The organism is Pseudooceanicola profundi, assembly GCF_050897955.1.
In the GTDB taxonomy this organism is placed as follows: Bacteria; Pseudomonadota; Alphaproteobacteria; order Rhodobacterales; family Rhodobacteraceae; genus Pseudooceanicola.
Map to the genome: position 1 here is coordinate 2,993,183 of NZ_JBPAXZ010000001.1, position 24,661 is coordinate 3,017,843.

Below are 24,661 nucleotides of genomic sequence, written 5' to 3' on the forward strand. Positions count from 1 at the left end.
GACATCCGGGGCCGGTCCCGCAGGACAGGCATCTGGTTATGTCCGTTGCCGTATGAACCGGAGGATTTCAGCCGCCACATCGCCCGGGGCCTCGACCGGTGAAATGTGCCGACCTGGCACGGCGGCGAAATACCCGTCGGGCAACAGTCGGGCCGCGGCCTGTTGCCGGTCCGGCGCGTACATCGGATCGTCCTGCCCGGCGATCACAAGCGTCGGTCTGGTGACGTCGGGCATCCTGTCCACCAGCGGCGTGCCGGCCAGCAGGACAGACCCGACGGCCCGCGCCAGCCCCGCGGGCGATGCCTGACGCAGCATATCGTGAAAATGGCGGGCATAGTCGGGCGCGGCGTCCAGCGCGGTCTGAGAAAAAAAGCTCCGCGCGACGCCGTTGCGGAACACCCCCGACCACAGCCCGACCCGTGCGCCCAGCGTGATCAGCCGCGCCCTGCCGCCCGGAGCAGCGCCGTCGATATCCATAGGCGTGTTCATCAGCACCAGCCCACGGACCGTTGCGGGATTGTCCAGGGCAAGCTGTGTCGCGACCAGCCCACCCCAGGAACATCCGCCCACCCAGCATGCGCCAAGCCCGTACACGTCAATGATGGTGTTCAGCGCCCGGCTCTGAGCCGATAGCGACAGCTCAGGTCCGGCCGTACTGCGCCCATGACCCGGGCCATCGACCACGATCACCCTGAAGTGAGGGACAAGGGCAGGCAGCAGCGCATCGAAAATCCGATGGTCCGTAAAGATCGAAGGCCAGAGCACAAGCGCCGGCCCGTTACCGCCGTGGTCGCGCGACCAGAGATTGCCAGCGGGCGTCTGAATTGTCCGGTCATGTGCGTGCATGACGAAAAACCTCCGATGTAATCACTGTTTACATAGGGTGACTTGCGGCTAAAGTAAACAGTGTTTACAATTACGCCATGACTGCGCCAGCCAAACGCCCGCATCACCATGGATCGCTGAAGGCCGATCTTGTCAGCTACGCCCTGTCGCTGGCGCGGATGGGCACGATCGACGACATGTCGCTGCGTCGCGCTGCCCGAGACCTCAATGTCTCACCTGCAGCCGTCTATCGGCATTTCGCAGACAAAAAAGCGCTGTTTGAAGCGCTGGCCCTTCAGGGGTTCGACATGCTGGCAGAGGCATTCGACACAGCAGCCCCTCTCGCATTCCCGCCCCGCACAGAGGAGGAGGCGCGCGACAGGTTCATGGCGATCGGTGCGGCCTATGTCGGGTTTGCGACCGCGCATTACGGCCTCTGGCGTCTGATGTTCGGCCCCTATGGTCGTGGTGCTTTGCCGCCGGACGGCAGGCCCAACACCTACCTCTGGCTGTCCCGCGCCCTGGAAGACCTGCACCGAACCGGGGTCATCCGAAAGCCGGGCCCGCCAGAGGAACAGTTCACATGGTCCGCCATCCATGGGCTTTCCGATCTGACCGCGGCGATGGCGGCGCAGGGCCAGGACGGGGCCGTGGCGCCTTCAGCCACCGCGGCGCGACCGGATGACAGTCAGATAAGACACCACTGCGCGCTGATCTTGCGCGCCCTTGCCCGTTAGTGGCACCATATCCGGATGCATCGACACATCGGAAAGGACAGATGCCATGGCCGGAGGATGGGCCCGCGACGGTGCGGTAAGCGAACAGATCGAGGCATCCATCGCCGATGAGCTGAAGCGGATGAAATCCCGCCCCGTGCCCCATGGCGAGAGCCTGGAATTCTGTGCGGAATGCGAAGAGGAAATCCCCGAAAAGCGTCGTCTGGCGATACCCGGCGTCAAACTCTGCATCGACTGTCAGTCCGAACGGGATGGTCGCCCGGCGCAGCGCGGCGGCGTCAACAGGCGCGGGTCAAAGGACAGCCAGCTGAAATAAGACCCGGGATCTGACAGGGCTCTGTCAGGCGGAGGGGCCGAGACCGGGCAGGGCAGGCCGCCCTCGCATCAGCCTGGCCCGGATCTTGTCGGCCTCAGTGGCTCCGTCCGGACCGTCAAAGGCACTGAGGCGGGGATAATAGACCTCCGTCAGATAGCCCATGAAGGCGTCCCGCGCCGCCCTGTCGAAGGTGATGCTGTCCGGTTGCGCGAAAGCCGCCGCCAGATCGTCCTCCGTCGCCGCCTGCCGGGCGACACCGTCAATCGCCCAGAAGGCCCGCCCGCAGGCCAGAACCGGCTTGTCAAAAAACATCGCCTCCATCCCGACAGAGGAATTGACCGTGACCACAGCCCGCGATGCGCGCACCAGATCGAACGTATCGGTCTCGTTATCGAGGATCACGGGCAAATCTGCCGCAAGCGACCTGATAAGATCGCCGTAGGCGATCTTGCTGGAGGGGTGTTCCTTGATCCGGAGGTGCCAGCCCGCCGGCAGGGCAGCGCAGGCCCGCCCAAGCGCCTGAACGAAGGTCTCGACCGTCGGAAACGCGCCGCCGAACAGTCGCAGCTGACTGTCGCCTGCGACCTGCAGCGGCGCAAACAGGAATGGCTTGGTCAGGGAGGGCGCATCCTGCAACGCACCGGCGCTTTCCGGTCCGGAGGCCGCCGCCGGGGCGGCGACCACAGGCGCCCGCTGGCGAAAATCGCGGCCGAGGGCGCGCCAGTCCGGCACCTGCCCACGGCCCGAGAGCCACGTCTGATAGGGCCCGATCGTATCGGGCAGCATATTGGCGGCATTCACGCCCTCCGGGTCGCAGGTGATCCGGTCCGGAAACGGGCAGAGTTCAAAGAAGAGCCGCTGAACCCCGGCATCCTGCGCGCCGTCCATAAAGACGCGGCGGGTCCCGTTCAGCCCGTTCCAGGCCACCGCAACAGCGTCGGGATTGCGCAAAAACAGCCGCCGCGCGCCGTTATACTGCAGCTTCAGAAGCTGAAGCTTCAGCCCGCGACCCAGGGCGCTGCGCGGTTGCCGGATCGCCGCCGCCGCCGCCGCGATCGCCCGGGACCGGGTTTCCGGAAAGGAGCGCAGGCTCATCGGGGCAAGGCTCAGCCAGCGCACCGGCCCCAGCGGGTCCAGCACAGTGGCAACCATGCTCCGCTTGCGCTTGCGTGGGTCCAGGCAGATGAACCGATATCCGGTTTCGGCCATGTCGCGGTCGCCCCCTGTCTTGCCCGGTCATCCGGGCCGTCATCCGTCGCGGATGTCATACGCAAGCGGCGGGACACCAGCAAGCACCGCAGCCCCCTGTGATCCGATGGAAGACCGATGTCGTGACGCCCGCCCTGCTGCGCCGCTGGTTCCGGGCCACAAAAAAGCGGGCTGGTCGCCCTCCTCGACCCGCCCGCCTTCCGGTCAGCATCGGGTCATGCCCGACGCCGGCCGTACCTCGTGGTCACCGGATGGCGACCGGATTGATGATCATCTGCACAGCGCCGCGGACCTTGGCCTGGCCGAGGACAAACATGAACTCATGCACCTCATCGGCGGCGAGCTCCTCAGTGACCATGTTCTCGAGGATGTAGATGCCCTTCTTTGCCAGAAGGAACTGGTGCACCTCGAAAATGCCGACGCCTTCCTCAAACGGCACGGCCTCCATGCCCCAGGTATCCGCGCCGATCGCGATCACGCCGATTTCGGCCAGATATTCGGCCCCGGTTAGCCCCAGCCCGGGTTCCACCGATCCGTAGCGCGCGGCATCCCGGGTCTCTTCCTTCAGCAGATCCAGCCAGCCGGAATGAAACAGAACCACATCGCCTTCACGGATTTCCACGCCCTGCTGTTCGGCGGCGGACATGATGTCCTCCCGCGTATAGGCCGTGCCTTCGTCCAGAATAGGCTGACCGTAGAATTTGGCCATATCCAGCATCACGCCGCGCGTGACGATGGGCGGCACCTTTTCGATCCCGAGCTTGGTCAGCCCGGCCGCCTGTGCAAAATCGCTGGCCTTGTTCCCGTTGTAATAGACGTGATCGACGCCAAGGTGCCCCAGCCCGTCGATCTGAGACCCGATCCCCAGCCAGCCCATGAAGATATCGTCGTTATAGGTGGATTTCGTCGGTCCAAGCCCGGAATTATTCGCCTGGCCGGGCTGCAGGATCGCCACCGACATGGAGCGCGGCGCAAAGGCCGGCACGGTGCTGTCCAGAACAAGGCCCAGCGAATAGGTCTTCCCCTCCGTGACCAGACCGGCCGCAGCCTTGGCACGCTCGGGGGTCAGCAGATTGGCGGCGCCAATTTCATCGTCCGGCCCGTAGGGCGACTCGGTCCAGCTCATATCGGCATGGCTTTCGGCCAGCGCCGGTCCTGCCAGAAAGGCGCAGAGCATCAGCCCGGCCAAAGCCGGCTTCTTCAAAAACATCATGTGAATCCTCCCATTCATCTGCGGGCCGGGCTGACATCCGTCAGGCGGTCCGCTTTCGGGAGCGTAAGCCGTGCGTGGCATTTTGTCACGCCGCGTCGCGGCGCCGCGATCGGCGGCTTGGCGCCCTTCTGCCAAACCCCGGCTTGTCGGGCGCGCGGGGCCGGGCTAGGCAGTGGCATGTATCGTCGCGCAGCCGCAATTCTGGGAACCTGCCTGGTGATCGGCGCAGCCGCGCCGGGCCGGACGCATCCGCATATCTACGTCGATACCGCCCTGCGCCTGCTGGTAAATGCCGAGGGGCAGGCAACGGCCGTCGAGGTGACCTGGCGCTATGACGATTTCTATTCGCTGCTGATCTTCGAGGATCGCAACCTCGATCCCGATGCCGATGGTGTGCTCACCGAAGAAGAGGTGCAGTCGCTCCAGAAATGGGACCTGGCCTGGGTGGAGGGGTTCGCCGGCGATCTTTACCTGACCGATGCCACGGGGGCGGAGGTCAATCTGGGCGCGCCCGAAGATCTGGGAACAACCGTGACCGACGGCCGGATCGAGAGCCGTCATCGCCGGTCGATCCGCCCGGCCACCCCGGTCGAGGGCCTGACGGCACGCGCCTATGATCCGGAGTTTTACACCGCTTATGCGCTGAGCCTCGGGGTCACGGTCTCTGCCGATGACTGCGCTGTGACCATCACGGCCCCGGATCAGGGCAAGGCCGCGCAGGAGGCGCGGAGCCTGATGGCCGTCTATCCCGAGGACGCCACGGACGTGCCGATGCTGGGGCATCTGTTTGCCGAAACGGCGGAGGTCCGATGCGACTCCGCCGGGTAATTCTCTGGCTGCCGTTTCTGGCGTTGATCGGATGCGCCGGCTGGCTCTGGCTCGGGCCGGGGATGGCGCAGATCGCGGCTTGGGCGGCGGCCGGACAGAAAGAGGCGCAGTCCGGTCTGGCCGGCGCCCTGCGCGGCTTGCGGCAGGGGCAGGGCGGCGCGTTCCTGTCGCTTATGGCCCTGTGCTTCCTGTATGGTCTTTTCCATGCCGCCGGGCCCGGACATGGCAAGCTGCTGCTTGGCGGCTACGGGCTGGCCCGGCCTGTGGCGGCGCTGCGCCTGTCGGGGCTGGCGATTGCGTCGAGCATGGCGCAGGCCGCGACGGCGGTCCTGCTGGTCGCCGCCGGGTTCGGACTGCTTGGGATTGTCCGCGGGAAAATGACGGCCCTGGCCGATGGCACCCTTGCCTCAAGCTCCTACGCTGCTGTTGCGCTGGTGGGCCTCTATCTGGCCCTGCGCGGCGCACGGGCCCTGTGGCAAAGCCTGCCGCCGATCCGCCTGCCCGGGGGGCAGAGCATTTTGGCTGCCGCTCCGGGCATGGCGCAGGTCCCGGCCCCCCATGTTCACATGCATAGTGATCCTCACACCCACTTGCCCGCATCGCCGGACGCGATGCGCAACCGGGCGGGGCAGGGCCAGAAACAGGAACAGGGGCAGCCGCACGGACATGATCACGCGCATGATCCCCACGGCACACAGTGTGAGGCACATAGCGCCGGATCGGCCTGCGGTTGCGGCCATGTGCATGGCCCGACGGCCGAACAGGCCGAAAATGTCCGCAGCCTGCGCGATGCCGTACTGCTGATCCTGGCCATTGCGATCCGGCCCTGCACTGGCGCCCTGTTCCTGCTGATTATCGCCTGGCAGATGCAGATCTTTGCCGCTGGCATTGCCGGCGCCTTTGCCATGGGGGCAGGTACGGCGACCGTCACGGTTGCCGCCGCGCTTGCGGCCAGCTGGATGCGCCGCTCCGGGATCGACCGGCTGGGCGCCCTGCTGCCATCCCCGCAGGCCACGGCCCGGGCCGCTGCCGCGCTGGAACTCGGCGCGGGGCTGCTTGTGACGCTGGTGTCGTTCGACCTGCTGATGCGGTCACTCTGACCCGGGGCCGGGCGGGACCGCTTCCTGTCTTGCCGTCCTCATCTGCCGGGCTTAAGGGATGCCGGCATGACCCGACAGAAGATGTCATACCGCGACCACGCGGGGGCGCTGATGCGCCTCGGCCTGCCGTTGATCGGCAGTCATGTGGCGCAGTTTGCCATCACCATGACCGATACGGTCATGCTGGGCTGGTACGATGTGACGGCGCTCGCCGCACAGGTGCTGGCCGGCGGTGTCTTCTTTGTGGCTTTCATAACCGTGTCAGGCTTTGCCTGGGCCGTGACCCCCATCGTCGCAGAGGCCGAGGCGCGCGGCGACACCACCCAGGCGCGCCGCGCCACGCGCATGTCGCTCTGGCTGGTCTGCCTGTTCGGCGCGCTGGTTCTGCCGGTGCTGCTGTTTTCGGGCCCGGTCTTGCGCGCGACGGGTCAGACGGAGCCGGTGGCAGAGCTCGCCCAGTCTTACCTGCGCATCGCGGGCTGGGGGCTTTTCCCGGCGCTGGTCGTCATGGTCTTCAAGAGCTACCTGTCGGCGATGGAGCAGACGCGGATCGTGCTCTGGGTCACGCTGGCGGCGGCGGTGATCAACGGCCTGCTGAACTATCTCCTTATTTTTGGACATCTGGGCCTGCCGGAGATGGGCATCCGCGGCGCCGCGCTGGCCTCTGCCCTGACGCAGCTGGCCTCGGCCGCGATCATGGTCCGCTACATCAATCAGAAGATGCCGGATCATGAGATGTTCGTGCGGATGTGGCGCGCCGATTGGGAGGCCTTCCGGCGGATCTTTGCCCTGGGCCTGCCCATTGGCCTGACGACCTTGTCGGAAGTCGCGCTGTTCACCGCCTCGTCGGTCATGATGGGCTGGCTGGGGGAGCTCACGCTGGCGGCGCATGGCATCGCGCTGCAGATCACGTCTTTTGTGTTCATGATCCACATTGGCCTGTCCAATGCGGCCACCATCCGGGCAGGCCGCGCCAACGGGGCCCGCGACTGGGCCGGCCTGCGCGACGGGGCGCTGACGGCGCTGATGATGGCCGGGCTGGTCGTGGTGCTGACGGTGATCCTCTTCACCGGCCTGCCAAGGCCGCTGATCGGCCTCTTCCTCGATCCCTCTGAACCGGCGCGGGATATGGTCATCGCCATCGGCATCCCGCTGCTGGCGGCCGCCGCGCTGTTTCAGCTGGCCGATGCGGCACAGGTCATGGCGGTCGGGCTGCTGCGCGGCGTCCAGGACACGCGGGTGCCGATGATCATCGCGGTGGTCAGCTATTGGGGCGTCGGCGTGCCGGTGGCCTACGGTCTGGGCTTTGGTCTGGGCTGGGAAGGGGTCGGCATCTGGCTGGGTCTCGCGGCGGGGCTGGCACTGGCCGCGGCGCTGATGATGCTGTGGTTCTGGGGGCGGGTCTTTCCTGCCCTGCGGGTGCGGGACTCCGTCACAGCCTGACGCTGCTGCGGCGGGCCGGGCAGGGGGCCAGTCTAACCGTTGTTTGCAGCGCCGCCGAGGCGAAACGTGGCGGCCTGTTGCGACCGCGGCGGCTTATTCCAAAGAAAGTGCAAATATCGGCCGGGGAAGGGGCCGCTACCCCCTCCGGCACATGCAACGCATGTGTCTGCCTCCCCCCGGGGCGCCAGGTGCACGAAGAACGAGGGGCGTGACGTCAGGCCATGCCGCGCGCCTTGAGCACGCGGTCGGCCTTTTTGCGGACCAGCACGGTGCGCAGGTCATGCATGGCCAGAAGCAGCGTATCGGTCACCAGATCAAGCTGGTCATCGGTCGCCTTGGATTGCGCCCAGTGCGTGGTCTGGTTGAGGTAGTCGGCGGCACGATGGATGTCGTCGATATCGCGGGCGGCGAGGATCGCCAGACGCTCTTCCATCCAGGTCTTGATCGCGGCCAGATCTTCGGCCGTCAGCTCCCGGTCGCCATTTGGCTTGATCTCGCCATTGCGAATGTTCACGACGGCAATCTGCTCCATCTCGATCCGGCGGGCGCGGTCGGCGGTATCCACGCGGAAGGCGAACGCACCGTTTTCGCGCACGCGGAAGTAATATTCGGGCAATTCTGCTGACATGTCGCTCCCCTTTAACCGTGCGGGACTAATGCGCAAGGCCGGCGGGGCTTGTCAACGCGCCACCTGCATACAGGTGCGGTGCCGTGTCAGAAGGTCTCATGCCGGGGCAGATCGTCGCCGATATGATCCCAGGGCGCCATGGACCCGGTGAAGATATGAGCGGTCGGCCCGAGGGTCGGCGGGTCGATCAGCGTGCCATAGGTCACATGGACGAAGGACCCGTCACGGACCACCGATCAGAGCAGGGAGCCGCAGTCGCCACAGAACATGTCGCAGGCGTCAGGCCCGTCGCCGTAAAGCTTCAGCCGGTCACCGCCTGCCGTGACCCGCAGCGCCGCCCGGGCAATACCGCCAAACGGTTTTGCCGCCGCACCGGTGGCGCGACGGCATTGGGAACAATGACAGATGAGGGCGTAGTCGAAGGCATCCGGCACCTCATAGGCAACCGCCCCGCAGAGGCAGCCGCCCGTGAGCATCGCCGGATCGCTCACGTCAGACCGGCACAGAAGTCCTGAATGCGAGTGCAGGCCTCTTTCAGGTTCTCGTCGGAGGTCGCGTAAGACACGCGGAAGTTGGGCGAGAGGCCGAAGGCCGCGCCAAAGACAACCGCCACGCCCTTGTCTTCCAGCAGCGCGGTCGCGAAGACCTCGTCATTCTCGATCTTCACCCCATTGGGCGTCGTCTTGCCGATCAGCCCGGCGATGGAGGGATAGACGTAAAACGCCCCTTCGGGCACCGGGCAGGTCATGCCGTCGATCGCGTTCAGCATCTCGCAGACCATATTGCGACGCCGCACGAAGGTTTCGTTGTTCGTGGGGATGAAATCCTGCGGGCCGTTCAGCGCCTCGACCGCCGCCCATTGCGACACCGAAGAGGGGTTGGAGGTCGACTGCGACTGGATCTTGCCCATGGCTTTGATCAGCTCTTTCGGGCCTGCCGCATAGCCGATCCGCCAGCCTGTCATCGCATAGGCCTTGGAGACGCCGTTGACCGTCAGCGTGCGATCATACAGCTCCGGCTCGACCTCTGCGGGCGTGCAGAATTCGAAATCGTCATAGGCGAGATGCTCGTACATGTCGTCGGTCATGATCCAGACATGCGGGTGCTTTTTCAGCACATCCGTCAGCGCCTTAAGCTCTTCGCGGGAATAGCCGGCGCCGGTCGGGTTCGACGGCGAGTTGAAGATGAACCACTTGGTCTTGGGCGTGATCGCCGCATCCAGCTGTTCGGCCGTGATCTTGAATTTCGTCTGCAGCTGGCCCTCGACAAAGGTCGGCTCGCCGCCCGCCAGCAGAACCATATCGGGATAGGACACCCAGTAGGGCGCCGGGATCAGCACCTCGTCGCCCGGGTTCAGCGTCGCCATCAAAGCGTTGTAAAGCACCTGCTTGCCGCCCGTGCCCACGGTGACCTGGTCGGGCGTATAGTCCAGCCCGTTGTCGCGCTTGAACTTGGCGCAGATCGCCTGTTTCAGCTCGGGGATACCGTCGACGGCGGTGTATTTCGTTTTCCCGTCATTGATCGCCGCAATTGCCGCAGCCTTGATATTCTCGGGCGTGTCAAAATCAGGCTCACCGGCCCCCAGACCGATCACGTCCTTGCCGGCCGCCTTCAGCTCGCGGGCCTTGTTGGTCACGGCGATGGTCGGCGATGGTTTGACGCGGGACAGGGTGTCGGAAAGGAAAGGCATCGGGGGCCCCCGGGGTTTGAGTTTCGATGGGCCCTGTCATAGAAGCGTGGAGGAAGCCGTTCAAGCGGGAACGGCGGAAAGGGCAACATGACCGATCAGCACAGCGCAACCGAAACCACCGGATGGTACAGTTCCGAAAGCGCGACCTTTGGCGACCGGCTGGCCGCCGCGCGCGAGGCCGCCGGCATGAGCCAGAGCCTGCTGGCCAAGCGGCTGGGCGTAAAACTGTCCACGGTCCGGGGCTGGGAAGACGATCTGACAGAACCGCGGGCCAACAAGCTCCAGATGGTGTCCGGCGTTCTTGGGGTCTCTCTGCCATGGCTTCTGACGGGGATCGGCAATGACGTGGCCCCGCCGGGAGAGGCGGGCGATCTTCCCGGCGACATCGCCTCTATTCTGGGAGAGATCCGAGATCTGCGCGTCGATCTTACCGTCAAGGCGGACCGGCTCGCCGTGCTGGAAAAGCAGTTGCGTGGAAAGTTGAAAGAAGATGTCTGAACCGCGGCCTGCCAACGAACCCCGCGACCAGCGCATCCGGAGGATGCGGATGCGATCAATGCGGCGTGGCATCAAGGAGATGGATATCCTTCTGATTCGGTTTGCAGACTCGCATCTGGAAACCCTCTCGGACCCCGAGCTTGAGCTGTACGACATGGTTCTTTCGGAGAACGATCAGGACCTCTATCAGTGGATTACCGGCCAGCAGCCTGCACCGGCAGAGCTCTCGGATATGATTGCGCGGATCTCCGTCGCAGTCTCCACCGGCGCGAAATTTCAATAATCCTGACGGGTTAACGCTTTTTTTGTCATTTTCGTCGATTGTCCCTCCGAGGCGGAACGACGAGGGACACCAGATGTCATATCAAAACGCAGTACCGAATTCTGCGGGACGACAGGCCTTCCTGGACAGTTATCAGGATTCCCTGGCCATGGTGGAACGGCTGCATCGTCTGCTGCTCGACGTGATCAAGGACGAATTCGAACGTGTCGGCCTGTTGGAGATCAACGCAGTTCAGGCGTTGCTGTTGTTCAACATCGGCGACAATGAGGTAACCGCTGGAGAGCTCAAAAGCCGTGGCTACTACCAGGGGTCGAATGTCAGCTACAATCTGAAAAAGCTGGTTGAGATGGAATACATGCACCACCAGCGGTGCGAGATCGACCGGCGGTCTGTCCGCGTCAGGCTGACACCCAAGGGCCGCGAGGTGCAGGAAACCGTCGCGGCACTCTTTGCCCAGCAAGCGCGCGACATAGAGGATAGGGAGGTCCTGGATGCCAACGGGCTCGACCTCGTCAATACGTCACTGCGACGGGTCGAACGATTCTGGACGGAACAGATTCGCTATATTTATTAAGTAACCGCCTCTCGCTAGGCGTCAGAGGATCACCCGACGTGGTGTCTGTCCAGAAAGGACTTTTGGGAGAGAGATGCATTCCGGCATCTGTCTTGGGCTGTCAGCTTTCTGGCAGATATGTGGGTAGAAGAGCGGAGCCGGCCGGTCCGGCCGGCTCCCACTCTCACCCCTCTGCGATTGAAACCGGGGTCGCCAGGCCCGGCTGCTGCATCGACGCGCGGGCTGTAGGCTGGATCGACGCGCGGGCCGGGGCAGCGCCCGGCCGACATCGCGCGACCGCCGCCAAATGGCGGCAAAGGAGCCGCCCGCATTCCACAGCCGTCTCGCCTGCGAACCAGCCGTGCCTGCCTGATGACCGCATGCGCCTTTACGTCTTTCTGGCCCTGAACCCGGCGCCCCCTCAGTTGGCGGTATCCATCCGAAACGCGAGCGGCTCGATCGAAAGTTCCCTCAGCAATTTCCGGACCATGGCAGCTTCAAAATCGCGGAACCCGAAGGCGGTTTCCAAAAAGGCATCGGGCCCGTGCAGGACATAGGCCCGGAAATACGCGACCAGCTCTCCCGGTTCCGGCTGCCGTCCCTCTCCGGCCGTCGGCACCGCCTCGGCGATGACCAAACCGTTGACCAGCACATCGCCCAGACTCTCTGAGATTTGGCCGGGCAGGGGGCCGGTGTTGGATTTCCCGTCACCGGAAACATCGATGACCCGGCGCCAGCATTTGGCCTGCCCGGCCCTGGCCAACTCGGCTTGCCCACGCAGCAGCGCCGACCCGATCGCCGTGGAGAGCGGCGCCTCGACCCGCCGGGTCGCCCGCAGCTGCTGCCGCAGCTCGGGCAGATCGGCCGCGGAACGGATCGTCCGCCACGGCAGGATCATGCGCTGATAATCCGGCCCCGACCATTCCATCACGGCCAGACGAACCGGTGCATCCGGCATTGCGGTGAGGGCGGCCACCACCTGAGGATGCTCAAGCGCGGCGGCCAGCCCCTCCAGCTGAAGCCGATATTCCTCCGCATCCACCGATCCCGAGACATCGATCGCCAGCAAAAGCGCCTGGCGGCAGGCATTCGTCGACTGCGCGAGGCAGGGGAGCGCGGCAATCAGCCAGATCGCGAGCGCAACACATCTCATCCCGGTGCCCGTGTCTCGTCCTCCAGCGCGCCCACCGACAGCCCGCCAAGTTCCCGGTAAAGCTTGCGCGCCATCGCTTCGGCAAATTCGTCAAAGCCGGAGGCGAGCTCAAGAAACGCGTCCGGTCCGCGCAACACTTCCTGGTCATAGAAGGTGACAAGCTCCCGGTTCCGGCCCTCGATGACCAGCCCATTCACGGTCACCCCGTCGAACGGGAAATTACGATAGGCAAGCTCCGGCCCGAACCCCTCATTATTGATGCCGTCACCTGACAGATCGACAACCTGCCGCGCGCAGTCGGGCCCCCGGCGCAGCAACCCCGAGCTATAGCCCAGAGCATAGCCGACCGCGGTCGGCATATTGGAATAGGACCGGGTGACCGACGCAAGCCTGGCGACCGCCTGGTCTATGGCGGCGGTATCCGTCAACGCCATCCACTCCAGCGCAACGTGCTGATGGTACCGCCCGCTCCATTCAAAGACGGACAGGGCGACATGGCCGGGCGCGCCGGTCAGAATTGCCTGCCGGATCTCCGGCCGGTCCAGCGCGGCAGCCAGCCCGTCGCGCTGAAGCCGATATTCCCCTTCATCAACCGAAGCAGAGACATCCAGTGCCAGCACTAGCGCCAGCCGACATTCGGCCTGGGCAGTGCCAGCGCCAATCAGGATCGCTGCAAGGGCTGAAAAAAGTCTTACCAATGTCCGGTGTTTTCCATGCTCGCCCAGGGTTCTGCCGGTGCCTGCGCGTCCCCCGCCTGCAACAGCTCGACAGAGATGTTGTCGGGCGAGCGAACGAAAGCCATGCGCCCGTCGCGGGGCGGCCGGTTGATCGTCACCCCGTTCTTCATCAGGTGATCGCACATGGCGTAGATATCCTCCACAGCATAGGCGAGATGCCCGAAATGACGGCTGTCAGAGGGCAGGTCGTTGTCGCCATCCCAGTTATACGTCAGTTCCACGGGGCAGTCTTCATCGCCTTCCGCAGCCATGAAGATAAGGGAAAAGCGGCCGGCCTCGCTCTCGATCCGGCGGGTTTCCTTCAGGCCGAGCAACTCATAAAATGCCATGCTCTTTTCAAGGTCTTTCACACGGACCATCGTGTGCAGATAGCGGACTTTCATGAACAGCTCCTAAATTCCGAACGAGGAGGAGGATAGTGGAAGCGGCGCCCGTGTCGAGGGGCCAGTCCGGACAGGTCGCGGCTGAGGGCCCCGTCAATACGCGGATGTGATCCCGAAAGAGATCCCGGAGCGGTCGACGTCGAACAGGTTGATATTGGAATCCGGGCGCGCCAGCTGCATCCGCACCGTCGGATGGAATCCGTAATAGTCGATCTTCTTGAACGTCAGGTCGATCCACGCATTCTGTTCGAAATCCGTTCTGTAGCCGGGGGCATAGGCTGAAAACGGGTAGTCTCTGCTCCGCAGGCCGATCCCGAAACGCGGCTGCGCCCCCATCACAAGGATGCGGGGGGCAAAATCGATCCCGGCGGCGAAATCCGTGAAATCGGCCGTCGGAATGTCGGACTGGCTGCGCGTGGCCGAGGTCCAGACCCCCAGCATCGCGCCGCTGCGGGTCCGATGCGTATGGCGCAGCGACACGGCAAAAGCATCCGCATGCGGCGCTGCCGGTCCGCGTGTCAGATCGGCGCTGAAGGTGACGCCCAGCCGGTCCCGCTTGCCAAACGCCATATTGACCCCGGCCGACAGATTACTGTGGTTGCCATAGGCCTGCCCCCCGTACCAGGATCGCCCGAACGCGCCGGCGATGGTGTATTCGGCCCGGCCGCTCTGCGTCAGCCATTTATGCGAAAGGCCGCCGTACACGGTTCCGAGCGCAAAATCCGACCCTTGCGTCCCCGGTGCGGCCGCCTGGGCGGACCCGCTGAGCGTATAGGTCGTGTAGCGCGCCGAAAATGTCAGGTCGGTCGCCCGGCGCGTGGTTTCGGCCAGGCGGAAACGTGTGGACAGGCCACCCGAATATTCCAGCCCGGACAGCGCGCGGGTGGCGCCGGGCAGGGGGACCTCGATGGGCTGGTCAAACACCAGAAGGGTTACGGTCGATCGGGAACTGCCATTATTGATATTGGATTTCGGAGCGAGGTTAAAATTCAGCTCTGTCGTCCAGCGGTTTCGGCTGCGAACGTACCGGAAATCCCTGACGGCGCGGGATTTTGTCTGCGCATCGGGGGCGATCTGGGCCGCGCGCCGCAGCCAGATCTGCGCCCGGGTGCGTTTGCCTTCCGAACTCAGGGCCTGAGCCATGGCAAGCGCTGCCGAATAGCGCACCCGGTCGTCCGTGGCAGACAGATCCCATGCCTGGCGCGCAGTCGCCCGGGCCAGGGGGTGGTCGCCCGTGTCCCGTGCCGCGCGCGACCGGATGAGCAGGGTCTGCACATCCTGCGGATCCCGCCGCAGGAGGGCCGACGTCATGTCCAGCGCCGTCGCGGGATAACCTGCGTCGAGCGCTTTGACCGCCAGCTCCCGTAATTCTCCGGGTGAAACCGCCTGGCCCTGTGCCATAGCACTGCCCGCAGCCCCGCATCCATATGCCAGCGCCAGCCCCAGAAGGGCGCGCCGCGCGATCAGGAGCAGGGTCAAAAGGGGCCGCAACGGGACCATGGCCGGTTGCCTACTGGCGGTAAAGGATAAAGCCGCCCGTTTCCTGCACCGATACGGCGCCGCCAAATCGCGGATCGCTGCTTTCGACAACGACGATGCCGACGACTTCGCTTTCGGCCCCTTCCCCGGACAGAATCGCATAGTAGTTGCCGCTGTCCAGCTCGGTCACCGTACCGCCTGAATCGCCGACATAGCTGGAAATTTCGCCGGCAATCTCGCCATTCGTATCGACATTGGTCGGATCGACGACAGACACTATGGTCGGCATATATCCGTCCTCGACTTCGTCGTTGATGATCCGCGTGGACGGGTCCAGATCCTCGAGAGCAGCCAGATAACTGGCGGTAATATCATTGCCGTTCACATCGAACAGCCGGCGGTCGCGGACAAACAGAACGGCGCCGGTGCGCTGTTCGTTAAAGTCTTCGAAGTCGACCTTGAGCTGGGCCTCGCCCTGCGTGTACTCCAGCCCGCCGCTGCCCTCGAACACCCGGATCCCGGCATAATCGCCGCGATAATCGGCCTGGCAGGCGCCGGAACAGTCCGGCAGGACAAATGGCGTGGCCGTGCCGTCGGTCGTCTCGCCATTGCGCTGGTAGACATAGCCGCCGAACCCGTAATCCACGTAGTTTCCGGACCGGACAATTGCGAACTGAACCTGACCGGACCGCGACTGCCCGTAAATTGCACGGTAGGAAAACGTGCTGACCGGAGTCGTTGTCACCGGGTCGATCGTGCCGGAGTCGCTTTCATAGACCTGAAAGGCCGAGGTCGGCCCGATCGATGAAATCGAGGTGCCGCGCGCATAGACGTTGTCGGCGTCAAAGGGCAGGTTGTCGACGTAAAATTCATCGGTATCGCCCCGGTATTCATAGCCCAGAGCGGTGCCGCCGCCGCTTTCCGTCTCGGCTTCGGACCGCGTGATCACGGACCGCGCGCTCGGGTTTTCTGTCCCCGGCGGCAGGTCGTCGCGGACGGTATCCTCGGCATCCGGGTCGTTTTCGATGAAAGGGTTGGTACTGCCCGCACATCCCGAAAGGAGAGCCACCATACCAAAGGAGAGCGCCAAACGCGTCAACATTCCAAACTGCCTCGATCCTGCGGGCTCTGCGGCCCCGTTGGCGCGATAGTCCCGTCCGGGCCGCAGTAAGTCAATGTTTCAAAGGCGGTGCGGGCGGATTCCTTTCCCGGTGCGGCGCTTTTGTCTCTACCCGATGTTGCGGTTTAAATCCGTATCCTTACAAGATATGCTCCGGAGGGACTCGCGCCTTCGTCGACCCGCGCCGCCCCGAGGATGTTCATGCGTCACAATAAAGAACTGCTTTTGGTCCTGCAGGATCGTATCGCTCGGCCATCTGCGCCCGCAGGGCCGGCGGCACGGGTGCCAGCCGCTCTGCGGTTTCGGACCCGCCACTCTGCTGGAAGCGGTTGGCGGCCTTCGGTAAGGTCGGTCCCATACTCTTGCCCCCTCATCCCCGCGAGGTCCGCCGATGCGTCATCCTGAATATCAATACCTCGACCTTCTGGCACAGGTTCTTGAAAACGGGGATGAACGTATCGACAGAACGGGTGTCGGGACGCGGTCCATCTTTGGGGCCATGGTGCGGTTTGACCTGTCGCAGGGCACTGTTCCCATCCTCACGACCAAGCGCGTCTACTGGAAGACCGCGGTCAAGGAAATGCTGTGGTTCCTGACGGGGGGAACGAATATCCAGCCGCTCCTGCGCGAAAATGTCCGGATCTGGTCGGACTGGCCGCTGGCCGCCTACCGGAAGGAAACCGGCGAAGATATCTCTCAGGAGGCGTTCGAGGCTCGGATCGTCGAAGACGACGCGTTTGCCGCACGCTGGGGCGAGCTTGGGCCCGTCTATGGCAAACAGTGGCGGCGCTGGCTGGGCGCGGATGGCAAGGAATATGACCAGATCGCCGAATTGGTTCGGACGCTGCGGGAAAACCCCTCCAGCCGCCGCATGCTGTTTCATGGCTGGAACGTTCCCGAACTGGGCAGCATGGCTCTGCCGCCCTGTCATATGGTCTACCAGTATCACGTGACATCGGACGGGCGGCTGAACTGCCTTTTGTTCCAGCGCTCGGTCGACCTGCTTTTGGGGGCGGCATTCAACTATGTCGGCGCCACCGCCTTGCAGCTGATGCTGGCGCAGCAGGCCGGATTGCAACCCGGAGAGCTGGTCTGGGTGGGCGGCGACGTACATCTTTATCTGAACCACCTCGATCAGGCGCGCGAGCAGATGACCCGGGAGCCGCGCCCGCTTCCCCGCATGCGGCTGCTGCGTCAGGCAAAGAGCATTGACGACTACCGGATCGAAGATTTCGAGGTGGAGGGATACGCGCCCCATGCCGCGATCCGCGCGGATGTCGCCGTGTGAGCGTGTTGAAATGAAGCGGAGATGGCCTTGCATGGCGCGCGCGCTGCATCGGGGTGCCGCCGGGCCTGAGGTCCCGCCTGTGACGGTGCCGGATCAAAGGAGTGATCAGATGAACAGAGGTGCCGGGGTAGGGCAAACAGCGGGCAATCGGCCGCGGATAACTGGCGTGGTGATCCTGTGATTACGCTTGTTGTGGCGCGCGACCGCAATGGCGCGATTGGGCGGGACAATGACATCCCCTGGCACCTGCCGGGCGACATGAAGCTGTTTCAGCGTGAAACCACGGGTGGTGCGATCGTCATGGGGCGCCGGACCTGGGAGAGCCTTCCGGTGAAGCCTCTGAAAAATAGAATGAATATCGTCGTCTCGCGCGACAGTGACCTGACGGATCACGTCGTTGCATCGGTGGCAGAGGCCGTATCGGTCGCCCGGGCGGAGGGCTATTTCCGCATCTACGGCATTGGCGGTGCCTCGATCTACGCAGAGATGCTGCCGCTGGCGGACCGGTTGCTTCTGACAGAGGTCGACCTGAGCGTAGAGGGGGCGGATACCTATTTCCCGCAGCTGGAAGAGGCTGACTGGCAGGAGGTATCGGCAGCCGCAGCCACGGCGGAGACGGGGACAGGCTACGTGACCAGGGAATTGCTGCGCCGGCGGAGCTGATCTCACCGCAGCCGGTCGTTTGCCCGCCCCTTGCCGGCGACATCCATCATGAAAGCCGCGCGGCCCCGATGATCCAGCTGCCGTTGCCCGGCGTATGTCATGCAAAGGAGGCCGATATGCAGACCCTGACCCTCTACCTCTCGACCGCCCTGATCTTTCTGGGCCTCGATGCGCTTATGCTGAAAAAAGTCATGCGTCCGGTGTTCGAAACCCGGATCGGCAACCTGCTTTTGCAGGATCTCCGCATCGGTCCCGCAGCAGTCTTCTACCTGTTTTACGTGGGTGCACTGGTCTGGTTCGTCTCCCTCCCCGCTTTGCGGGCGAATGCGCCCCTTCAGGCTCTCAGCAATGGCGCGTTGATCGGCGCGATGGCCTATGGCACCTACGAATTCACCAATTATGCCACGCTCAAGGACTGGGCACCAAAGATGGTCGCGCTCGACCTGGCCTGGGGGACGGTTCTCACGGGGGTCGCTGCGGTACTCGGGGTGATAATCACCCGCATGATCTTTCGCATGTAAACAAGGTTTTGCGTTTTCGACTCAAGGTGTTAATCTGTCAGCAGATTGCCGCCGAAGCGGCTGATTACGAGGGCAGACTGAATGAAAAAAATTCTGATGATCGCAGGGCTTGGCCTGATGGCGACCGCAGGCGCGGCCGCGGCGGATGCCAAGCTCTTCCCCTATCCGGCCAAGGCCAATTACTGCCCGCAGGGGCTGCAGCCTATTCAGATGGGTGGGGTGATCTGCTGCGGCGTTCCCAACCAGAATGTCACATACGCCCAGTATCAGGCGCATCCCGTGCCGCGTAAGCGCTACTATGCCCCGGCGCCGACCTATTACGGGTCTAAATCTCCGCAGGGCTGGAACGGCTCCAAATCTCCGCGGAACTGACACCGACGTCGGGCCCGGACGCGGCACGATCTGCAAGACGAGCGTGGAACGCGCCTCTGAGGCGCGTTTTTTTATGCTCGGAGCAGAGAGAGACATGTGCAGGCCGTCATATTTCTGTTACACTTGAGAAAACAAGTTCAACAGGCTCCCGCGTTGCTCCGTCTCGCTCTCTCAATTGCCCTTGTCCTGTCAGCCGCGCCGCTGACCGCCAACCCCATTGCCGAGGTTATCTGTGAACCCAAGGCCCGGATGGAGCAGAAGCTGGCCACTTCCCTGGGCAGCACGCGCCACTCTATGGGCCTTCGGGGGCCGGAACAGATTGTAGAGGTCTGGACAGACCAACAGGGTGATTGGACGATGGTCATCACCTACGCCACGGGACAAAGCTGCATCGTGGCCATGGGTGAATCCTGGATCGAAACACCCGGTCGCGATCCTGCCTGATACAGGCAGTCGCCAAAAGAAACCCGGCCACAGCGGCCGGGGCACATCGCACTGGAACTGATCAGAGCAGTTTGAGGTCAGACGCCATCTTACGCCCGTCCCGCCCATCCTGAAGTTCGTAACCGACCTTCTGGTTATCGGCGAGCCCGGTCAGTCCGGACCGCTCAACGGCGGAAATATGGACAAAAACGTCTTTGCCTCCCTCCTCGGGTTCGATGAACCCGTAGCCTTTGGTAGTATTAAACCATTTAACGGTGCCGACCGGCATGCCGCATCTCCTTTTGTCGTCTCCCCCGCGGAATTGCGGGCCATGACATGCAAAGGCGCGGGCCTTACCTGACCGGGGCAAATGCCGACGTCCCATGTCACACGTTAAGAAGAGTGTAGGGTGGATGTAAAAAGCAAGCGAAACCCGGGTGCATCCTTGGCATTTGTTACCTATCTAAGTCGAAACGCTTAATGAAAGGAACGGCATGCGCATATTCGGGCTGAAAAATTGCGACACCTGCCGCAAGGCGCGCAAAGCATTGCCAGATGCAGAGTTTTCCGATGTTCGGGAATCACCGTTATCTGATGCCGATCTCGACGCGGCGCTTGCGGAATTCGGCTCTGATCTGGTGAACCGCCGGTCCACGACCTGGCGGGAGCTGGATGAAAGCCAGCGAAATCAGGAGGATCGCGCCCTGCTGCGCGCCTATCCCACGCTGATGAAGCGCCCCCTGATCATGGCAGATGGTGCCCTGTTCCTGGGCTGGACCAAGGATGTCCAGTCGGCAGTTGCGGAAAGGTCCTGACCCATGCGCAATGCGGCGCTGACCCTTGGCATGATCGGCGGCCTCATGGGGCTGATCGTCGGTTTCTTAAGCTTCGGCTATACGACGTTCATCGAACAATATGGCGAGATCGAGGGGCTCTTCGAACAGGTCGGCAATGTCGAACTGCTGCGCACCGCCGCCCTGCTGTCGCCCATTCTGGCCCTGGCCGGGGCAGGCATGGCCAAGGCGCGGGCGCTCTGGGGCGGGGTGCTGCTGCTGCTGGCCTGCCTTGGCATGTACCTGGGGTTCGGGATCACGTTCTTCACGCTCTTCCCCATCGCCTTCTGTGGCGCGGCAGGCGTTATTGCGCTGGCTGCGGGGAAGCCGGATGAGCCGAAGGCGCATTTCTGAACAGTACCCGGTCAAGCGACAGCACCCCGCCGCCCATCACCACAAGCGTCATCAGCGGCATCACCCAGAGCAGCCGTTGATCGAGGATCAGCGCATCCGGCACCCGGTCGAACCAGGCGCCCAGCGTTTCGGGCTGGCCAAGCGCACCGTGACCGAAGAGGTCGGTCAGCGTCTGCACCGCGATAAACCCGATCATGCCCAGCGATGACAGCCGCGTCAGCAGGCCCAGCACCACCATCAGCGGCAGGATGAATTCCGCCCAGGTGCCGCCCAGAACCACCAGCCAGTGAAAGATGCCAAGTTGCGACAGGTCATAGCCTGCCGCCTCCGTGGCGCGGGGAAAGATCTGCGCATAGGCGTTGAGCGAGGGCTTGAAGAGCCCGGTGATCCCGCTGCCCAGCTTGGTCAGCGCCGAGGCCCAGAAATAGACCAGCAGAACGGCGGCGAAGCTGACCCGAGCCAGCAGCGGCAGAACCGGTGATAGGCGGGCAAGGGGGGCGGTCGGGTCGGTCATCTCAGGTCTCCGTCTTGGGGCGGGTAAGGGCGCCATTCTGCAACAGCAGGCTGAGCAGGCGGGTCGGATCATGTCCCTCGGCAATCGCGGCGGCGGCGAGCGCGGCACTTTCCAGCGTCTGACCATCGCCCAGCACCGTCAGGAATACGGCGTCGCCGGGATGCAGCAGATGCGCCTCCGGGTCATAGGCGGGCCGCAGGATCAGCACGTTTTCCGGACGCTGCGGCAGGGTGGCAAGCGGATCGCCGGTCATCGCCGCCTGCCAGATCGACAGCACGGCCCATCGCGATTGCAGGAACCGGAGCGCGGGGGCCAGGGCGAAACGCTGACCCCCCAGCTCTTCCGGCGGCAGGGCGGCGAAGTGATCGGCCGAGACCGGCACCGCATCCGCCGCGTGGTAGGAGACGCGCAGCAGGTATTCGAACCGGGCGAGGTCCGCCAGCCAGCGGTGTTTCTCCAGCTGCGGCGCGGCTGCGAGGAACTTGTCCAGGTCATGACCGTAATCCGCCATGACCGGGCTGCAGGGCGGGCTCTGACGCAGATATTCCCCGGCCATTCCGCCGAACATCTCCGGCCCCAAGACAGCGCGACAGGCGGGAAAGCCTTCGGCCAGCGCCTCCGTCAGGCTGACAGCCACATTGTTGCGATAGACGGAGAACCGGCGCCCGGCGGGGCGCCCCTGACCGTCCGTCAGCCCGGTGGGCACCGCGCGTGCGGGGTCGAGGATCGCGGACCGCAGCATGGTCTGCCCGGTGGTCATGCCGCAGCCCTCTGCGCGGCGCGGCTGAGCGCATCTGCGGCGCGGCGCGCCTCTGCCGCCAGAACCGGCCAGTCCGGCACATCCGTATCCCATTCGATCAGCAGCGGCGCCGCACCGGACCGCGCCAGCACATCGTCCAGCAGTGCCCAGACCGGATCGGCCACCTCCCGCCCGTGGCTGTCGATCAGCAGCGGGGCGCCGAGGTCGTCCATATCCTCGTCATGCCCGCCTAGATGGATCTCGCCCACCCGGTCCATCGCGAAATCGGCCACATAGGCGCGCGCATCCATCCCGAGGTTTACCGCAGAGACAAAGACATTGTTCACATCGAGCAGCAGACCGCATCCGGTACGCCGCGCGACCTCCCGCAGGAAGTCGGTCTCCGACATCGTGCTCTCGGCAAAGGCGAGGTAGGAGGAGGGGTTTTCCAGCAGCATCGGCCGCCCCAGCACCTCCTGCACCTCGTCGACATGGTCGGCGACGCGGGCAAGCGTGGCCTCCGTATAGGGCAGGGGGAGCAGGTCGTTCAGATAGGCCCCGTCATGGGTCGACCAGGCCAGATGTTCGGAAAAGCTGGCCGGTTGCAGCCAGTCGCACAGGTGTTTCAGCCGTGCCAGATGGTCCGGATCCAGACGGCCTTCACCGCCGATCGACAGGCCCACGCCATGCACGGAAAATTCAAATCGGTCTGACAGGTGGCGCAGCATGGCCAGCGGCCGTCCGCCGTCGCCCATGTAATTCTCCGCATGGATCTCCAGCCAGCGGACGGGCGCGGGATCGCCGATCAGCGCGTCGTAATGCTGGGGCTTGAAGCCGACACCGGGGGCGGCGGGAAGCTGCGTGGGAAACATGGGATCCTCCGTCAGGTCAGGGGCCCGCGGGCCCGGAAAGCGACGGGGCGGGCAGAACCCGCCCCGCGCGGATGGCCTCAGCCTTCCATCGGCAGGTCACGCTCCAGCGCCATCAGGCTGCCCATCTTGCCTTCGGGCAGCTCGACCATGGTGCCGTCGGCCAGCGTCGGCATGGCGGATTCGCAGGTGCCTTCCTTGGCCAGCGTCCAGGCGTTGCCCTGGTAATCGACCTTGGAGGTGCCGGCGCAGGTGGTGCCGGGGCCCGCGGCACAGCCATTCTTGCCAGCCATGGAGATGCCGTAGCACTTCACGGCGCTTTCGGCGGAAGCAACGGTTGCACCGGTTGCGGTGAAGGCGGCGGCGATGGCGGTCAGCATCAGAGCTTTGTTGGACATGGGTCTCTCCGTATATGTACGCCTTGCGGCGTTTGGGTCTCTGCGCCGGGATGGCGCGGTGTGGCGGCGCCTCTCTGGCGTCCGTGCCATGCTGTTCGCCGCCCGGACCCGATCTGTTACACCGCTCACGAACGAGTGATGGGATTGCAGTTTTTTCCGTCCCCGCTGTAACGTTTGCCCACTTGGGGGCGAATGGAGTGGCAGATGCCCGACCGCAACGACCGTTGGAGCGATCTGCTGCGCAGGGGCCTGCGTGGGGAAGGTCCGGCCTATGCCGCCTTCCTGTCAGAGATTGCCCCCGTGCTGCGCAGTATCGTCCGCGCCCGGACCGGCGGGTCGGAAGATACGGAAGACATCCTGCAGGAGGTCCTGCTTGCGGTTCACGCCAAGCGCCATACATGGCGGGAGGAAGACCCGGTGACGCCCTGGCTCTATGCCATTGCGCGTTACAAGGCGGCCGATGCTCTGCGCCGCCGGGGCCGCACGGTCCCGCAGGTGCCCATCGACGATCTGGTCGAGGTTCTGCCGGAGGAGGGGGGAGAGACAACAGCCGCCCGCGATCTGCGCGTGCTGCTGGGCAAGATCGACCAGAGGTCGGCACAGATCGTGCAGGCCCTGGGGCTGGAAGGGCAAAGCGCCGGAGAGATCGGAGCAGAGCTCGGGATGAACGAGGGCGCGGTGCGGGTGGCCTACCACCGCGCCATGCTGCGGCTGAAGGACCTGGCCATGTCGGAAGACGGCTAGCGGAACGAACGGAACGGACAGAAGACCAGAGACACGAGACAGATGAAGACCGACGACCTCATATCCATGTTGGCACAGGATGCCGCCCCCCAGCCCGCCGCACCCGTCGCGCAGCGGGCGGCTCTGGGCATTGTCGCGGGCCTTGTCGTGGCGGTGCTGGGCTACTGGCTGGTGCTGGGCCCGCGCGCGGGGCTGGAGGCCGCGATGATGCAGCCGGTCATTCTGGCCAAGACCCTGCTGCCGCTGGCGCTCTTTGCGCTGGCGCTGATGCTGGGTCTGCGCGCCTCCCGCCCTGCCGCCGCCCCCGGCACGCCGAAGCGGCTGATCTGGGTGGTTCCGGTGATTGGCGCCGCGCTTGTTGTCTGGGCCTTTGTGACCACGCCCGCCTCGCAACGTGTGACCGACTGGCTGGGCCATTCGATCCCGGTCTGCCTGCCCGCGATCACGCTGCTGTCCATGCCGATCCTGACCGGCCTCATCGCCGCCCTGCGCCGCGGCGCGCCGCTGCGCCCTCATCTGGCAGGCGCACTGGCCGGGCTGGCCGCCGGGGGGCTCGGTGCCGCGCTCTATTCGACCTTCTGCACCGAGGATTCGCCGCTTTTCTACGGCACCTGGTATACTCTGGGCATTCTGGCCAGCACCGGAATTGGCGCCATCGCCGGGCGCTGGCTGCGCTGGTAGCCATCTGATCTGAATAACAGGAATAATGACTGGGGGGCATGGTCTTTTCGCGCCACGCCCCCCTTCA

At 64.3% G+C, this 24,661-nt stretch carries 34 protein-coding genes; 17 read left to right on the plus strand and 17 right to left on the minus strand.

The genetic code is table 11. From position 1 onward, the window contains the following. Nucleotides 1-36: 36 nt before the first annotated feature. A complete protein-coding gene (locus ACRARG_RS15115) occupies nt 37-846 on the minus strand; it encodes an alpha/beta fold hydrolase (RefSeq protein ID WP_432690843.1) in 810 nt (269 codons plus the stop codon). A 77-nt stretch (nt 847-923) separates the two neighbouring features. On the opposite strand from ACRARG_RS15115, the gene ACRARG_RS15120 reads away from it, so the two are divergent. Next, nucleotides 924-1,562, plus strand: coding sequence for a TetR/AcrR family transcriptional regulator (locus tag ACRARG_RS15120; RefSeq protein WP_432690844.1), 639 nt, complete (start codon nt 924-926; stop codon nt 1,560-1,562). 46 nt (nt 1,563-1,608) lie between these two features. Further along, the gene (locus ACRARG_RS15125) at nt 1,609-1,878 is read left to right on the plus strand and encodes a DksA/TraR family C4-type zinc finger protein (protein WP_432690845.1); all 270 of its coding nucleotides are present in this window, start codon (nt 1,609-1,611) and stop codon (nt 1,876-1,878) included. A 24-nt stretch (nt 1,879-1,902) separates the two neighbouring features. On the opposite strand, the gene ACRARG_RS15130 is transcribed toward ACRARG_RS15125, so the two are convergent. Both ACRARG_RS15130 and ACRARG_RS15135 read right to left on the minus strand, forming a co-directional pair. Then, a complete protein-coding gene (locus ACRARG_RS15130) occupies nt 1,903-3,087 on the minus strand; it encodes a capsular polysaccharide export protein, LipB/KpsS family (protein ID WP_432690846.1) in 1,185 nt (394 codons plus the stop codon). A 244-nt stretch (nt 3,088-3,331) separates the two neighbouring features. Then, on the minus strand, nt 3,332-4,297 hold the full coding sequence (locus ACRARG_RS15135; protein ID WP_432690847.1) for a cyclase family protein: 966 nt from the start codon (nt 4,295-4,297) through the stop codon (nt 3,332-3,334). A 180-nt stretch (nt 4,298-4,477) separates the two neighbouring features. Between ACRARG_RS15135 and ACRARG_RS15140 the strand changes: the two genes are divergently transcribed. From ACRARG_RS15140 to ACRARG_RS15150, 3 genes are all read left to right on the plus strand, one after another. After that, nucleotides 4,478-5,128, plus strand: coding sequence for a DUF1007 family protein (locus ACRARG_RS15140; RefSeq protein ID WP_432690848.1), 651 nt, complete (start codon nt 4,478-4,480; stop codon nt 5,126-5,128). Then, nucleotides 5,110-6,228: a HoxN/HupN/NixA family nickel/cobalt transporter gene (locus ACRARG_RS15145; protein ID WP_432690849.1), complete on the plus strand. Its 1,119-nt coding sequence runs from the start codon at nt 5,110-5,112 to the stop codon at nt 6,226-6,228. The genes ACRARG_RS15140 and ACRARG_RS15145 overlap by 19 nt, the downstream gene beginning before the upstream one ends. Nucleotides 6,229-6,294: 66 nt before the next feature. Further along, on the plus strand, nt 6,295-7,671 hold the full coding sequence (locus ACRARG_RS15150; RefSeq protein WP_432690850.1) for an MATE family efflux transporter: 1,377 nt from the start codon (nt 6,295-6,297) through the stop codon (nt 7,669-7,671). Between the two features lie 214 nt (nt 7,672-7,885). On the opposite strand, the gene ACRARG_RS15155 is transcribed toward ACRARG_RS15150, so the two are convergent. From ACRARG_RS15155 to ACRARG_RS15170, 4 genes are all read right to left on the minus strand, one after another. Continuing rightward, nucleotides 7,886-8,299, minus strand: coding sequence for a hypothetical protein (locus tag ACRARG_RS15155; RefSeq protein ID WP_432690851.1), 414 nt, complete (start codon nt 8,297-8,299; stop codon nt 7,886-7,888). An 86-nt stretch (nt 8,300-8,385) separates the two neighbouring features. Next, nucleotides 8,386-8,532 carry a GFA family protein gene (locus ACRARG_RS15160; protein ID WP_432690852.1) on the minus strand — a complete coding sequence of 49 codons (147 nt, stop codon included), beginning with the start codon at nt 8,530-8,532 and terminating at the stop codon, nt 8,386-8,388. 3 nt (nt 8,533-8,535) lie between these two features. Continuing rightward, nucleotides 8,536-8,790 carry a GFA family protein gene (locus tag ACRARG_RS15165; RefSeq protein WP_432690853.1) on the minus strand — a complete coding sequence of 85 codons (255 nt, stop codon included), beginning with the start codon at nt 8,788-8,790 and terminating at the stop codon, nt 8,536-8,538. Next, the gene (locus ACRARG_RS15170) at nt 8,787-9,989 is read right to left on the minus strand and encodes a pyridoxal phosphate-dependent aminotransferase (protein ID WP_432690854.1); all 1,203 of its coding nucleotides are present in this window, start codon (nt 9,987-9,989) and stop codon (nt 8,787-8,789) included. Before ACRARG_RS15170 ends, ACRARG_RS15165 begins: the two co-directional genes overlap by 4 nt. Nucleotides 9,990-10,076: 87 nt before the next feature. On the opposite strand from ACRARG_RS15170, the gene ACRARG_RS15175 reads away from it, so the two are divergent. The 3 genes from ACRARG_RS15175 (at nt 10,077) to ACRARG_RS15185 (ending at nt 11,344) form a co-directional block, all read left to right on the plus strand. After that, on the plus strand, nt 10,077-10,487 hold the full coding sequence (locus ACRARG_RS15175) for a helix-turn-helix domain-containing protein (RefSeq protein ID WP_432690855.1): 411 nt from the start codon (nt 10,077-10,079) through the stop codon (nt 10,485-10,487). A gap of 49 nt (nt 10,488-10,536) precedes the next feature. Then, nucleotides 10,537-10,770, plus strand: coding sequence for a succinate dehydrogenase assembly factor 2 (locus ACRARG_RS15180; protein WP_432690856.1), 234 nt, complete (start codon nt 10,537-10,539; stop codon nt 10,768-10,770). Between the two features lie 73 nt (nt 10,771-10,843). After that, on the plus strand, nt 10,844-11,344 hold the full coding sequence (locus ACRARG_RS15185) for a MarR family winged helix-turn-helix transcriptional regulator (protein ID WP_432690857.1): 501 nt from the start codon (nt 10,844-10,846) through the stop codon (nt 11,342-11,344). A 400-nt stretch (nt 11,345-11,744) separates the two neighbouring features. Here ACRARG_RS15185 and ACRARG_RS15190 read toward each other — a convergent pair whose 3' ends face one another. From ACRARG_RS15190 to ACRARG_RS15210, 5 genes are all read right to left on the minus strand, one after another. After that, complete coding sequence (locus ACRARG_RS15190; RefSeq protein WP_432690858.1) at nt 11,745-12,476, minus strand: DUF1194 domain-containing protein; 732 nt, start codon at nt 12,474-12,476, stop codon at nt 11,745-11,747. Next, on the minus strand, nt 12,473-13,174 hold the full coding sequence (locus ACRARG_RS15195) for a DUF1194 domain-containing protein (protein ID WP_432690859.1): 702 nt from the start codon (nt 13,172-13,174) through the stop codon (nt 12,473-12,475). Before ACRARG_RS15195 ends, ACRARG_RS15190 begins: the two co-directional genes overlap by 4 nt. Next, nucleotides 13,168-13,596 (minus strand): VOC family protein, encoded by a 429-nt coding sequence (locus ACRARG_RS15200; RefSeq protein WP_432690860.1) that lies wholly within the window; start codon nt 13,594-13,596, stop codon nt 13,168-13,170. The genes ACRARG_RS15195 and ACRARG_RS15200 overlap by 7 nt, the downstream gene beginning before the upstream one ends. 93 nt (nt 13,597-13,689) lie before the next feature. After that, nucleotides 13,690-15,075 carry a hypothetical protein gene (locus ACRARG_RS15205; RefSeq protein ID WP_432690861.1) on the minus strand — a complete coding sequence of 462 codons (1,386 nt, stop codon included), beginning with the start codon at nt 15,073-15,075 and terminating at the stop codon, nt 13,690-13,692. Nucleotides 15,076-15,106: 31 nt separating this feature from the next. Next, complete coding sequence (locus tag ACRARG_RS15210; RefSeq protein ID WP_432690862.1) at nt 15,107-16,147, minus strand: hypothetical protein; 1,041 nt, start codon at nt 16,145-16,147, stop codon at nt 15,107-15,109. Nucleotides 16,148-16,586: 439 nt separating this feature from the next. Between ACRARG_RS15210 and ACRARG_RS15215 the strand changes: the two genes are divergently transcribed. The 5 genes from ACRARG_RS15215 to ACRARG_RS15235 all read left to right on the plus strand — a co-directional run bounded on the left by ACRARG_RS15215 (nt 16,587) and on the right by ACRARG_RS15235 (nt 19,483). Beyond that, entirely contained in the window at nt 16,587-17,483 is an 897-nt protein-coding gene (locus ACRARG_RS15215; RefSeq protein ID WP_432690863.1) for a thymidylate synthase, read from the plus strand. 177 nt (nt 17,484-17,660) lie between these two features. Beyond that, a complete protein-coding gene (locus ACRARG_RS15220; protein ID WP_432690864.1) occupies nt 17,661-18,146 on the plus strand; it encodes a dihydrofolate reductase in 486 nt (161 codons plus the stop codon). A 116-nt stretch (nt 18,147-18,262) separates the two neighbouring features. Beyond that, nucleotides 18,263-18,667, plus strand: a complete 405-nt coding sequence (locus ACRARG_RS15225; RefSeq protein WP_432690865.1) for a DUF2177 family protein — start codon at nt 18,263-18,265, stop codon at nt 18,665-18,667. Nucleotides 18,668-18,748: 81 nt separating this feature from the next. Then, nucleotides 18,749-19,039 (plus strand): hypothetical protein, encoded by a 291-nt coding sequence (locus tag ACRARG_RS15230; protein ID WP_432690866.1) that lies wholly within the window; start codon nt 18,749-18,751, stop codon nt 19,037-19,039. A 153-nt stretch (nt 19,040-19,192) separates the two neighbouring features. Further along, a complete protein-coding gene (locus tag ACRARG_RS15235) occupies nt 19,193-19,483 on the plus strand; it encodes a hypothetical protein (protein ID WP_432690867.1) in 291 nt (96 codons plus the stop codon). Nucleotides 19,484-19,544: 61 nt separating this feature from the next. Here the strand turns inward: ACRARG_RS15235 and ACRARG_RS15240 are convergent, their stop codons facing one another. Next, on the minus strand, nt 19,545-19,751 hold the full coding sequence (locus ACRARG_RS15240; protein ID WP_009807312.1) for a cold-shock protein: 207 nt from the start codon (nt 19,749-19,751) through the stop codon (nt 19,545-19,547). Nucleotides 19,752-19,956: 205 nt separating this feature from the next. Here ACRARG_RS15240 and ACRARG_RS15245 point away from each other — a divergent pair, with 205 nt between their 5' ends. Both ACRARG_RS15245 and ACRARG_RS15250 read left to right on the plus strand, forming a co-directional pair. After that, nucleotides 19,957-20,277, plus strand: a complete 321-nt coding sequence (locus tag ACRARG_RS15245; protein ID WP_432690868.1) for an ArsC/Spx/MgsR family protein — start codon at nt 19,957-19,959, stop codon at nt 20,275-20,277. A gap of 3 nt (nt 20,278-20,280) precedes the next feature. Beyond that, nucleotides 20,281-20,649 carry a hypothetical protein gene (locus ACRARG_RS15250; protein ID WP_432690869.1) on the plus strand — a complete coding sequence of 123 codons (369 nt, stop codon included), beginning with the start codon at nt 20,281-20,283 and terminating at the stop codon, nt 20,647-20,649. Here ACRARG_RS15250 and ACRARG_RS15255 read toward each other — a convergent pair. From ACRARG_RS15255 to ACRARG_RS15270, 4 genes are all read right to left on the minus strand, one after another. Further along, nucleotides 20,600-21,163: a DoxX family protein gene (locus ACRARG_RS15255; protein WP_432690870.1), complete on the minus strand. Its 564-nt coding sequence runs from the start codon at nt 21,161-21,163 to the stop codon at nt 20,600-20,602. The genes ACRARG_RS15250 and ACRARG_RS15255 overlap by 50 nt on opposite strands. Before the next feature lies 1 nt (nt 21,164). Further along, nucleotides 21,165-21,923 carry an HvfC/BufC family peptide modification chaperone gene (locus ACRARG_RS15260; protein ID WP_432690871.1) on the minus strand — a complete coding sequence of 253 codons (759 nt, stop codon included), beginning with the start codon at nt 21,921-21,923 and terminating at the stop codon, nt 21,165-21,167. After that, the gene (bufB, locus tag ACRARG_RS15265) at nt 21,920-22,774 is read right to left on the minus strand and encodes an MNIO family bufferin maturase (protein WP_432690872.1); all 855 of its coding nucleotides are present in this window, start codon (nt 22,772-22,774) and stop codon (nt 21,920-21,922) included. The genes ACRARG_RS15260 and bufB overlap by 4 nt, the downstream gene beginning before the upstream one ends. A gap of 77 nt (nt 22,775-22,851) precedes the next feature. Further along, nucleotides 22,852-23,169 (minus strand): BufA1 family periplasmic bufferin-type metallophore, encoded by a 318-nt coding sequence (locus ACRARG_RS15270; protein ID WP_432690873.1) that lies wholly within the window; start codon nt 23,167-23,169, stop codon nt 22,852-22,854. A gap of 204 nt (nt 23,170-23,373) precedes the next feature. On the opposite strand from ACRARG_RS15270, the gene ACRARG_RS15275 reads away from it, so the two are divergent. After that, nucleotides 23,374-23,913 (plus strand): sigma-70 family RNA polymerase sigma factor, encoded by a 540-nt coding sequence (locus tag ACRARG_RS15275; RefSeq protein WP_432690874.1) that lies wholly within the window; start codon nt 23,374-23,376, stop codon nt 23,911-23,913. 42 nt (nt 23,914-23,955) lie between these two features. After that, the gene (locus tag ACRARG_RS15280; RefSeq protein WP_432690875.1) at nt 23,956-24,594 is read left to right on the plus strand and encodes an NrsF family protein; all 639 of its coding nucleotides are present in this window, start codon (nt 23,956-23,958) and stop codon (nt 24,592-24,594) included. Nucleotides 24,595-24,661 lie beyond the last annotated feature (67 nt).